The following is an 11,945-nucleotide window of genomic DNA, read 5'->3' on the forward strand; positions in this document are numbered from 1 at the left end:
ATGAAGAAAATTGCATTTGTGCTCTGTGCACTTCTGCTTGCAGGTTTTACCATGCAAGCAAATCCAACCGAGAATCTCGGATTTACCATTTACGGACAGATTACCGACACCTACGGTACTCCGTTGGTGGGTGCTACCGTTAAGATGGAAAACACCTTTTTGGGTACCTACAGCGGTTTCAATGGTTACTATCGGCTTACACAGGTGCGGCAAGGTAGTTACACCCTTGTTGCCTCGTACCTGGGGTACGAAACCGTTCAGGTTGAGGTTAAGGTTAATGGCGATATGGAGTTGAATCTTGAGCTAAAGCAATCGTCACAGTACCTCGATGCAGTTGTAGTATCGTCAACCCGCGCATCGAGCCGCATGCCCATTGCACAAACCACACTCAACCGCCAGGAGCTTAAGCAGGCCAACACCGGAGGCGACACGCCCTACCTGCTGGAAATGTTACCATCGGTGGTAGTATCATCGGAAAGCGGCATTGGAATTGGCAACACAGCCTTCCGCATTCGCGGAACCGATCCAACCCGCATTAATGTAACCATTAACGGGGTTCCGCTCAACGATGCTGAATCGCAGGGGGTTTACTGGGTGGATTTACCCGATTTTGCAGCATCGGTCGATAATGTACAGGTGCAGCGCGGGGTTGGAACATCAACCAACGGTGCCGCTGCCTTTGGCGCTACCGTAAACTTCCAAACCACAACCCTTACCCCTGAGCCTTACGCAGCCGTTGACCTACTTGGCGGGTCGTACAATACCTGGAAAACTTCGGCACGGATTGCTACCGGCCTGATGAAGAACGGGTTCAGCATGGAAGGGCGGTTCTCGCAGTTACACTCCGACGGGTATATCGAACGAGCCAACTCGGATCACAGGTCGATGTTTGTTACTGCAGCCTGGAATGGCGAGCGCAGCCTTATTCGCACAAATATTATTCATGGCGAGGAGCATACCGGAATTACATGGGAAGGCACACCCGACTACATGATGAGCACCAACCGCCGCTACAATCCCGCAGGCGAGTATGTTGATGATCAAGGGGTAACCCGCTACTACGCCGATCAGAAAGATAATTACTGGCAAACCCACTACCACCTTATGGGTACCCACTCATTCACAAACAACCTAACCGCAAATATCACCCTTCACCTAACCGATGGCAGAGGTTACTACGAGGAGTATAAACCCGATCGTAAGCTCTCAAAATACGGATTGCCAAACTTTTCAATTCGCGATACCATCATTAAACGTACCGACTTTATTCAGCAGAAATGGATGGACAACATCTTTTACGGGGGTATAGCCACAATGCTTTACCGCTCAGGGATATTTGAGTATACATTCGGCGGAGGCTGGAACCGTTACGATGGCGACCATTTTGGAAAAGTTCTTTGGAGTAAAATGAATATCGGCTTACCCAATAAATATGAGTGGTATAGGAACAATGGCGAAAAAACCGACTGGAATATATTCTCAAAGGCTATTTGGCAGGTATCCGATGCCATTTCGGTTTTTGCCGACATTCAGTACAGGGGTATTAGCTATAAGCTAAAGGGGATTGACTCCGATGTAATTGCATTGAACCAGGAACATAGCTGGAATTTCCTGAATCCCAAGGTAGGGGCAACCTATAGCTTTAGCTCAGGGCACGAGGCTTACATCTCGTATGCAATTGCTCACCGCGAGCCCGCCCGAAGCGACCTAAAGGATGCCCAAAAGGGCTCAACCGATTTTACTCCTAAACCCGAAAGGCTAAACGACTGGGAAATAGGCTACCGCATGCGCTTACAAAACATTTCGGTTGATTTCAACTACTACTACATGCTTTACAAGGATCAGCTTGTACTTACTGGCGAGCTCACCGATGTTGGTTATGCCGTAATGGCTAATGTACCCAATAGTTACCGTACCGGTATTGAGTTTACCCTTTCCGCTAAACCAGCAAGCTGGTTTAAAATTGACGGAAACACAACCCTGAGCAAGAACATCATCAAGGACTATACAAACTTTGCTAACCTTACCGATAATCCAACCGATTGGAACGACCTGCAATCGCCTGTAGCCGAACCTCTAGGCAACACAACTATATCGTTCTCGCCTTCGCTGGTAGCATTCACACGCATTACAATTTTACCTGTAGAGAATTTTCAGTTTTCGTGGATAAGCAAGTATGTTAGCAGGCAGTATATCGATAACACCGAGAACAGAAACCGCAGCCTTGATCCTTACTGGGTTAACAACTTTATTACAGAGTATAGCTACAAGACAAAATCGAATAAATCGATTTTTGCTCAGATTTCGGTGAACAACTTTTTCAATATCAAGTACTCCGCCAACGCCTGGGTTTACCGCACACTATTCCAGAGCGGCGATCCTGAGTATGTAAGCATTGGTTACTACCCCCAAGCCGAAAGACATATTATGGTTAGGGTTGGCATTGAGTTTTAATTGGAAAATATGATTACCGGGAAATGCAAACGTTATAAGATAGGGATTTGGTTTTGGCATTCCGGAACTAAGGTATTCAAAATCCTGAACTCTAAAACCAAACTCCCTATATTTGCCCTTTAACCTTTATCATTAAAATGAACTGGCTACAAAACAACTACATAGAGCTAATTGGTGCAATCACCGGTCTCATATACCTATACCTGGAGATTAAGCAAAGGGTATGGCTCTGGCCGCTGGGCATAATAACCTCGGCATTCTACATCTACATTTTTTACGAGTCGAAGTTTTATGCCGATATGGGCCTGCAGTTCTACTACCTTTTCATAAGTATTTACGGCTGGTACCACTGGTTGTTTGGCGGAGCCGTAAAGGCTAAAAACTCATTACCTGTTACAAACACTCCAAAAAGCAACTACTTACCTTTACTTGCGGCAAGTGTTGCTTTCTTTGTAATAATCCGGTACATACTAGTTCACTACACCGACTCACCAGTTCCCACAGGCGACGCGTTTACCACAGCGCTTAGCATTATTGCAACCTGGATGCTTGCCCGGAAATACATTGAGCATTGGTGGTTATGGGTTGTAGTCAATTCCGTATCGCTAGCGCTATACCTTTACAAGGGACTCTACCCAACATCGGTGCTGTTTGTTTTTTACACCACCATGTCAGTTGTAGGGTATTACCAGTGGAAACAGGAGAAATCCAAAACCATTGCTCAACCATAAGAACAAATCTTACTCATTTAAAAAACAATATTATGAAAGCAGTTATACTGGCCAACGGAGAATTTCCCTCGCATCCAAAACCACTCAATGAGCTGCTAAATGCCCCATTGCTGGTATGCTGCGATGGCGCCATCGATAGGCTTGAAAATCTTGCCATAACACCCAACGCCTTGGTAGGCGACCTTGATTCCGTTAAGGAGCATCTCAAGCGCAAGTACGAAAGCATACTCTACTACGATCCCGACCAAAACACCAACGACCTTACAAAAGCCGTTAAATGGTGTTTGAACCATAGGATAAAAAACATTGTAATAGTTGGCGCAACCGGAAAGCGTGAGGATCACACGTTGGGAAATATCGGATTGCTATGTAACTACGCCCGAATGGGAGTTAATGTTACCATGCTTACCGATACTGGCATGCTACTACCCTTACTGGCATCTAGCAGAATTGACAGCTATGCAGGCCAACAGGTGTCAATCTTTTCGCCAAACAATCAAACTGTAATTTACACCAAGAACCTAAAATATCCGATTGTAAACCAAACTTTGCCGGAACTATGGATGGGAACGCTGAACGAGAGTTTAGGCGACTGGTTTGAGTTAACCTTTTCACCCGGCCCAGTAATAATTTACAAGAAATACTAAATTTTAATTTATAACCATCCTATCATTCTATATATCATTATATTAGTAATTTTAATCTTTAATTAATTTTGATTTTAGTTTCATTTTATTATTTTTACAGCGGGACTAATCAAACGTTTATTGTATTATGAAACACTTAAATTCCGTAATCACCGGAACGGGTAGTTATGTGCCAACCGTTCGGGTTAGTAACCGTGAGTTCGCCCGCCATACATTTTACAACAAGGACGAAACCGCCATTGAAACGCTGGTGGACGAGGTAATTTCAAAGTTCAAAGACATTACCGGCATTGAGGAGCGACGCTGGGTAACCGACGATTTATGTGCATCGCACATAGGCGCCATAGCAGCTGAGCAGGCAATTGCCGCAGCCGGAATCGACCGTGAAACCATTGACCAAATTATTGTGGCCCACAACTTTGGCGATGTAATGCATGGAACCATTCAAACCGACATACTGCCAAGCTTGGCGTCCAGAATAAAGCACCATTTGGGTATTAAAAACCCAGCGTGTATCCCATACGATATACTTTTCGGCTGCCCGGGATGGGTGCAGGGCGTTATTCAGGCCGATTCCTACATTAAATCGGGGCTGGCCAAACGCTGCCTGGTAATTGGAGCCGAAACCCTATCGAGGGTGATTGACAAGCACGACCGCGATTGTATGATATTTGCCGATGGAGCTGGCGCCACCATTGTTGAAGCACTGGAGGAGGATGAAAAAAGAGGCGTTATATCAACAGCAATGATGTCGCATACGGTTAATGAGGCATTTTACCTTTACCTGGGCAAATCGTACCACCCAGAGGCCGACCCTACTATACGCTATATCAAAATGGAAGGCCGAAAAATATACGAGTACTCGCTTGTTAACGTACCAGTAGCCATGAAAGTGGCTATGGATAAATCGGGGATTGATCCCAAGGAACTTAAAAAGGTAATTATCCACCAGGCAAACGAAAAAATGGACGAAGCCATTGTTCAACGTTTTATCCGCCAGTGCAAGATTGACAAAACCACAACCGAGCTCATGCCTATGATGATAAAGGAATTGGGCAACAGCTCAGTGGCCACGGTTCCCACCCTTTACGACCTAATCCTGCGAGGGGAACTACCCGAACATAGAATAGGGAAAGGTGATGTCATAATGTTTGCATCGGTTGGCGCAGGAATGAATATTAACGCAATAGTTTACAAACAGTAATAAGTATTACAGCCGGGCTAATTGCTAGAGGAATGAGGCGGAATAAGTGGAATGTGATGGAGTTAGAGGAAGTTTTAATCCGTTAGACGTGAACCGTGAACCGTGAACCGTTAAACGGGATAGAAAAATATGTAATACCCACAGTTATTCCGAAGGATAAAGGATAAAGGATAAAGGTTAAAGGTTCTTTTACGAACAATGGTTTACGAACAACGGTTCACGAACAACGATCAACTAATCCCCTCATCCCCTCTTTTGGCGAATCACCTTCATGTAACTTGCGACCAGCCCCGTAGGGGCGTAATATTTGTAACACCTAGATTATTCTTAAATGTATAGCGATGCACGCAATACATATGCCAAAGAGCAAGGGTGAGGCTTTGCATCGCAAAGGAAAAGCATTGCAAAGAGCCGTTTACACGTTCTTTCTTGTCTTGATACAAGATAGAACCAAAGAAAATCAAGGCTGAAAAGCCCAACCCGATGGGTGCTCCGTGGGTGGAACTGCCACGTGATACAATTCGCCACGCCTTCGGCGTGACTCATGTGGTATCGCTTACTAGACCCACCGCCACGTTCCACCCCCGACCCATTGTCGGGCCGGGCTTTTATGCCAATGCTTTTAGCATTCCTTTTTGGATGAGGAATCCTATTAATGAAAAGCTGAAGAAACACAGAGATGCTTCGGCAAAGTCTATCCCGAAATATCGGGACTCAGCATAACAAAGAGCGTAATTATACAAGGGGTAGTGTCATTCCGAGCTAGTCGAGGAATCTTCTTCAAGTATACCACGTCCAGCCCCGTAGGGGCTAAACTTTTGTAACCCCATGGCTACTCCCACTAGCATAGCGATGCACGCAATACCTTTTCCAAAGAACAACCCTGAAACGTTGCATCGCATTGCGAAAGTATCCCGAAGAACAATAAAGAATAAGGTAATGAAAGTACAAAGGGATGCTTCGGCTAGCTCAGCATGACAATGGGAGTAAGGAAAAAAGGAGATTGTCATTCCGAGCATATCGAGGAATCTCTTTTGCTAGGGAAAGTTTGAGGAATAGTGAAAAGTGAACAGTTAAACCCAAGTACAATGAATTAACAGATTTTTTCTATTGATTTACCTAGGTTAAAAGAGAGAGGAAGCACGCAGCACTGGCGTGCTTTTCTTATGGCTGATTCTCGAGCAGGTCGATATAAACTGGGAGGTGATCACTAAAACCGCCATGGTATCGGAACCCAATGAATGTTCGGAAAGGCCTATTTCCACTGTACTGCTTATCGGGTTCAAGCAGATGATCGCTTTCAAAAACCGCCGCCTTTTGCGGCGTGGTGTATAACCCATGTTTTCCGCTTAAAAGGCTTTGCGACACAATAATTTGATCAATAATTCCCCATGTACCCTGATACTTATAGCTTCCAAAACCACGGCTTTTGAGAATAGCAGCAATGTTAATTAAGCCCGATGGGCAGTTGGGGTCGTTCCGTTCACATGCTCCCAAGCCTTCAACCACCGGGGCGCTTTCTGGCTCATCGTTCAGGTCGCCCATTACAAGTATTCGGGCTTGAGGGTAGAAAACCCTTATTGAGTCGATCTTGCTCTTGAGAGTACTTGCAGCGGCAAACCTGCCACTTTCCGATTCCAGCTCGCCACCATACTTGGATGGCCAATGGTTTACAAAAACATGTAGAGTATCGCCTCCCAGCATACCGCTTACATAGAGAATCTCACGCGTTTTACGAGCCGAATCATCAGGAAAAATAACTGGGACAAACTCACGCTCCTGAATCTTGAATCTATCGGGGCGATAAAGCAGGGCCACGTCGATTCCGCGAGGGTCAGGCGACTCACGGTGAACCACTCTGTACTCAAACTTGCTGAGCGGGGTGTCGTTTACAAGCTTGTGGAGCACAAAACCATTTTCAACCTCGCAAAGGCCAACCAGCACAGGAGGATCGAGTTCACCAACGGCCATTATCACCTTGTAAATACCATTGATTTTTGTCTCCATCTTGTTCCATGTCCAATAGCGCTGGCCAGTGGGGGTGAATTCATCGTCGCGGGTTAGCGAGTCGTCGAATGGGTCAAAAAGATTCTCGACATTATAGAACATCACCCTATGCCTTGATGCTGCCTGGTTTTGAGCAAGCATTAAAACGGGCAAGCCTGCCAAACAGACTAAAAAAACAAGCCTAAACAGGCAAAAAGCTCGGTGTTGTAGGCTGCGTTTCATTCTCCAGAGGTTTACTCAACACGTTCAAAGGCTCCCAAATCGGGTTTACCATCGGCAAGTCGGTTAACACCCTTTAAGTCGACTGGAAAACCTGTGGCAATAGTAATGTCACCTATATCCTTTGCTGGGCTAAGGGTATCGAGCTCAAAATTCCACCTGACAATATCCTTGAACCTGGGGTCTTCGCGAATAACCCGGGTAAAATGCTCAGGGTCATTCAAGTTGTAGGTTGAAGGCACCCTAAGGATACAGTCCGAGAAAGAATAATTGAAATTAGCATTAACCGGTTGGCCATTATACTTATAATCCAGTCCTAACTCATTGGATATGCTACCATAAATAATAGAATTAAAGAATGATGCCTCGTTCAAATCGCGGGGTTCAACCAGAACCGGCCCACCAGGAACAAGTTGGTATGTATAGTAGTTGTTGAGCAGGAGCGCAGGCCCTTTCCGGAACATGTAGTCGCCCCAGTAGTTAGATATTGTGGTATGGTAAAACCGGTAAGCCCCCCCAAGGGTAAGAGCCACACTTGAGTAGGCAGCATTGTAAAAAAGGCAGTTGTCAACCTCCAACTTTGCCCCACGGGCAAGCAGGTTAACGTAACTGGAATTGCCTATTTTGGAGTGTGAGAGCACAAGGGTTGGCACACCCGGTGTAAAGCAGGTATCAACCATCAACCCAATAATGGCATTCCTAATATCAGCCCAAGCAATTGAGTTATTCCGGGAACCTGCACTCAACCACACCCCACCCCATTGTCCGCCTTTGTCGGTGTAATACTTTTCCAGTCTATCGCCCTGCATGGTTACTGGCAAGCTAGCCGAACCTTCAACCTTTAGGGTTCCCGCTACTACAAGCTGTGCGTTGTTATGGAAGTGTAATCGTGCTCCAGCAGGAATGGTAAGGGTAGCATTCTTATCCACAAAAAGGTAATCGTAAATCAGATGGGGTTTATTAACGGGGAAAACCGAATCGGTTTCAATGGTTACCCCGTTATGCATGTAAACATCCTGCCCCCAGGCAACCAGCTTAACATCCTGGACGTTAGTATTGGTAACAAAAACTATGGAATCAGGTATTAGCAAGGGTGCATCGCCAAGGGTAGGATTAACGGTTACCTCAACCATAACAAAAAGGCTATCGCCGGAACGTAAAGGGATATCGTTCACCAATGGGCCTGGGCGTCCATCAACATTTATTCTGTATGCCGACGTGCTGCCACCAGCCAACGACACTGACGAAATCCGCACATCGTTTTTACTCCTGTTGTAAACCTTTAGGTAACGGGTTGATGAACCAATGGTGGTAAACACGGTATCGAACAGCACCGTATCGGTGCTAAAGGTTAGCTTGATTGATGGGCTGGACGAAAAGTTATCGTTTTCGCACGACCACAGCGCCAACAAAAACAGAATGACAACCCAAAACCGATTTAATCCCTTTTTAAACATCAACAAAAAAATATTTTTCTACTTTTGGTAAAAACTCACAACAAAGATAGCTTAACGGAAATGAAGACAAGTTCATTATCAATATTTTTAACTTTAAGTATAGCTGTTATGGCATGCACTAAACGGCAAAAAGCCGATTTAATTGTTACCAATGCAACGGTTTACACGGTTGACTCTGTATTCACAGTAGCTCAAAGCTTTGCTGTTAGCAATGGCAAAATAGTAGCCGTGGGAACAAACAATGAGACACTCTCAGCTTACTCTGCCGACAACATATTGGATCTAACTGGTAAATTTGTATACCCCGGATTTATTGATGCCCACTGCCACTTTTTAGGTTACGGGCTAAACCTACCCAAGGCATGGCTTGCGGGGGCAAAATCGTGGAACGAGGTGGTTAACCGGCTGGTTGAGCACCAAAACAAATACCCAACGGAATGGGTTGAAGGCAGGGGATGGAACCAGAACGAATGGGAAATCAAAGAGTTTCCAACCAACGAGTTACTCAATAAAGCTTTTCCAAACAAACCAGTTTTTATAGTTAGGATTGATGGCCATGCCGCCATTGCAAATAGGAAAGCGCTTGAATTAGCTGGCATAACTGCCAGTACTAAAATATCGGGTGGCGAAATAGTAGTTAAAAATGGCACACCCACAGGGGTTCTCATTGATAATGCCATGGAACTGATACGCATGCATATACCCACACCAAGTAAGGAACAAAAAGCGCAAGCTCTGCTAAATGCTCAGCAAAACTGTTTTGCCGTTGGGCTAACCGGCGTTCACGATGCCGGCCTCCATGCCGATGAGGTTGAACTTATCGACTCGTTGCAACAAGCAGGAAACCTTAAAATGCGCATTAATGCCATGCTTAACCCTACCCATGACAATTTTGAAAAGTACATCAGCAAGGGTATATATAGCACAGAGCGATTGACGGTTAGGTCGATAAAAATTTATGCCGATGGCGCATTGGGTTCACGTGGCGCACTGCTACTCAAGCCCTACACCGACAATCCTAAAACCCGCGGTATTCAGGTGGAACCAACTGAAAAACTTGATTCGGTTTGCAGCTTGGCATACAAGCATGGCTACCAGGTATGCACGCATTGCATTGGCGATGCAGCCGTTAGGTTGATGCTTGATATTTACAGCAAGTACCTACCCAAAGGCAATGACCTAAGGTGGCGCATTGAGCACTCACAGGTGGTTGATCCAGCCGATTTGCCGCGTTACGGTGAGTATGATGTAATCCCATCGGTTCAAACCACCCATGCCACATCGGACATGTTTTGGGCTGTTAACCGTCTGGGCGATAGGGTTAAGAATGCCTACGCCTACCAAAACCTTTTGGCGCAAAACGGATGGCTGCCCAACGGCAGCGATTTCCCGATTGAGGACATCAACCCGCTATATGGTTTTTACGCTGCCGTAGCGCGCAAAAACCTGAATGGTGAACCCCAGGAGGGATTTCAGATGGAAAATTCACTTACCCGCGAACAAGCCCTCCGAGCCATGACTATTTGGGCTGCTAAGGCATGCTTTGAGGAAGATGTAAAGGGAAGTATTGAGGTTGGAAAGTTTGCTGATTTTGTGGTACTTGACCAGGATCTAATTAATTCCGAAATTAGTAATGTCCCTAAGGCTCAAGTTTTGCAGACCTTTATTAGCGGCAAGAATGTATTTACTAAAAACCAATGATGATAGAAATAGTAAAAGCAAACAAAAGCAACCTGCTTGAGGTACTTTACATCATAAGGGAGTGTTCCAGGCAACTGATAGAGAAGGGAGTTAAGTACTGGAACAACAGCCTGGCCGACAGCTTTGAAATATCCACCGATATTGAATCGGGCTACATCTACCTTATCAAATACAACTATGTACCAGTAGGTACTATTACCTTGAGGTTTTTATCTGAAAATGAGAGTTTACAGCTTGAAAGGCTTGCTATATTCCCGGCATTCCAAAAGAAAGGGCTAGGTCAAAAACTCATCGAATTTGCAAAGGAAACTGCCAGGAAAAAAGGAGTAAAAAAGATACTTGGCTCAATTCCAGTTGACGATGCCGACCTAATACACCTTCTGGAACAGAATAATTTTGTAAAAAAAGGCGAAAGTATCCCAGTTGAAATAAGTCCAATTGCAGTTGAACTTGAACTATTACAATAGTTCAAAAAAAGGAAATTCCACCAACACCTGAATTGAAAAACCCGAAAGTAGTATTATTCAAAAAAATGCTAGAATGTTGGGCATGGTAGTGCCTTCCATCGCTTACGGACAACTGTTTTAAAGGTCATGGCCAACGATATCTCATGCGACCCGCCAGAACCTATCCCTAACCTCGATATGGTAAAGTCATAGCTGTAACCTACGCTCAGATTATCAAACTTGTATCCAACCATAAAGGCCAGGGCATCGATACGTTTATTCACTTTACCCTTGGGCATCCCTCTCCACCAAAACCCAAAACTCAACGGCTCATTCATGAAGTATAGCCCCAAATCGAGCTGCTTATACTCGCCTTGCACCCTAAAGTTAAATGCTCCGGTTATACTTTGCTCTATTTTACTCATCAAAAACCCCTTGGTAATATACCTGTAACCGCCGTAGAGGGAGAACTTGAAAGGAGTTCGAGCCTCATCGTTGTAAAATGAGTTTACCGGCTTAAGCATATGATCCCAGGTAAAACCCACCCAGGTGTTATAGGAATACATCATGAGCGATGATGAAACATCGATATCCCAAACAACTGATTTACCTGGATATATCAGCGATGTAGGCGGAGCAGGATCAAGGGCTAGCTGATCGCCAAAAGTTAGGTCGAAGAAGTTTATCGAAATCTGCTGGATGTAAAAGCCTAAACCGGGTCGCAGGTGAATATCGGGAGTTGGGGTAAAATCGTATGAGTATAGCGTACCCATTCGGGTATTGCCGTAATTACCAGCACCAGCCTGATCGCGTTGTGCAATAAGCCCGAAGCCGCTATGAAAAACACTCATATTGTAATCCCATGAAACGCCATAGGTATGAAACCCCTTTGGCACGCCCATCCATTGGTTGCGGTAGTTAGCAACCGCTCTTTGTCCGGGTACACCTCCAGCAAACGAAGGGCCTAGATACAATGGATTGGAATAGAACTGGGTAAAATGCGTATCCTGTGCATGCACTCCGATAGCACCAGCACTCAAAATCAAAATCAAACCAAAAAAAACTCTTTTCATAGCTCA

Annotated in this window: 10 protein-coding genes; 7 read left to right on the forward strand and 3 right to left on the reverse strand. The window is 45.1% G+C overall.

The window, feature by feature from the left end; all coding sequences use genetic code 11:
• The 5 genes from AB6811_RS09460 (at nt 1) to AB6811_RS09480 (ending at nt 5,759) form a co-directional block, all read left to right on the forward strand.
• Nucleotides 1-2,454 carry a TonB-dependent receptor gene (locus AB6811_RS09460; protein ID WP_369490211.1) on the forward strand — a complete coding sequence of 818 codons (2,454 nt, stop codon included), beginning with the start codon at nt 1-3 and terminating at the stop codon, nt 2,452-2,454.
• A gap of 137 nt (nt 2,455-2,591) precedes the next feature.
• On the forward strand, nt 2,592-3,185 hold the full coding sequence (pnuC, locus tag AB6811_RS09465) for a nicotinamide riboside transporter PnuC (RefSeq protein ID WP_369490212.1): 594 nt from the start codon (nt 2,592-2,594) through the stop codon (nt 3,183-3,185).
• A 32-nt stretch (nt 3,186-3,217) separates the two neighbouring features.
• Nucleotides 3,218-3,832 carry a thiamine diphosphokinase gene (locus AB6811_RS09470; RefSeq protein ID WP_369490213.1) on the forward strand — a complete coding sequence of 205 codons (615 nt, stop codon included), beginning with the start codon at nt 3,218-3,220 and terminating at the stop codon, nt 3,830-3,832.
• 127 nt (nt 3,833-3,959) lie between these two features.
• Nucleotides 3,960-5,036: a 3-oxoacyl-ACP synthase III family protein gene (locus tag AB6811_RS09475; protein WP_369490214.1), complete on the forward strand. Its 1,077-nt coding sequence runs from the start codon at nt 3,960-3,962 to the stop codon at nt 5,034-5,036.
• Nucleotides 5,037-5,519: 483 nt separating this feature from the next.
• The gene (locus AB6811_RS09480) at nt 5,520-5,759 is read left to right on the forward strand and encodes a hypothetical protein (RefSeq protein ID WP_369490215.1); all 240 of its coding nucleotides are present in this window, start codon (nt 5,520-5,522) and stop codon (nt 5,757-5,759) included.
• A gap of 441 nt (nt 5,760-6,200) precedes the next feature.
• On the opposite strand, the gene AB6811_RS09485 is transcribed toward AB6811_RS09480, so the two are convergent.
• A complete protein-coding gene (locus tag AB6811_RS09485) occupies nt 6,201-7,265 on the reverse strand; it encodes an endonuclease/exonuclease/phosphatase family protein (protein ID WP_369490216.1) in 1,065 nt (354 codons plus the stop codon).
• 11 nt (nt 7,266-7,276) lie between these two features.
• Complete coding sequence (locus tag AB6811_RS09490) at nt 7,277-8,719, reverse strand: hypothetical protein (RefSeq protein ID WP_369490217.1); 1,443 nt, start codon at nt 8,717-8,719, stop codon at nt 7,277-7,279.
• A gap of 108 nt (nt 8,720-8,827) precedes the next feature.
• Between AB6811_RS09490 and AB6811_RS09495 the strand changes: the two genes are divergently transcribed.
• Both AB6811_RS09495 and AB6811_RS09500 read left to right on the forward strand, forming a co-directional pair.
• Nucleotides 8,828-10,420 (forward strand): amidohydrolase, encoded by a 1,593-nt coding sequence (locus AB6811_RS09495; RefSeq protein WP_369490218.1) that lies wholly within the window; start codon nt 8,828-8,830, stop codon nt 10,418-10,420.
• Entirely contained in the window at nt 10,417-10,887 is a 471-nt protein-coding gene (locus AB6811_RS09500) for a GNAT family N-acetyltransferase (RefSeq protein ID WP_369490219.1), read from the forward strand. Before AB6811_RS09495 ends, AB6811_RS09500 begins: the two co-directional genes overlap by 4 nt.
• A 68-nt stretch (nt 10,888-10,955) precedes the next feature.
• Here AB6811_RS09500 and AB6811_RS09505 read toward each other — a convergent pair whose 3' ends face one another.
• Nucleotides 10,956-11,939, reverse strand: coding sequence for a PorP/SprF family type IX secretion system membrane protein (locus AB6811_RS09505; RefSeq protein WP_369490220.1), 984 nt, complete (start codon nt 11,937-11,939; stop codon nt 10,956-10,958).
• Nucleotides 11,940-11,945 lie beyond the last annotated feature (6 nt).

This window comes from Tenuifilum sp. 4138str (genome assembly GCF_041102575.1).
In the GTDB taxonomy this organism is placed as follows: domain Bacteria; phylum Bacteroidota; class Bacteroidia; order Bacteroidales; family Tenuifilaceae; genus Tenuifilum; species Tenuifilum osseticum.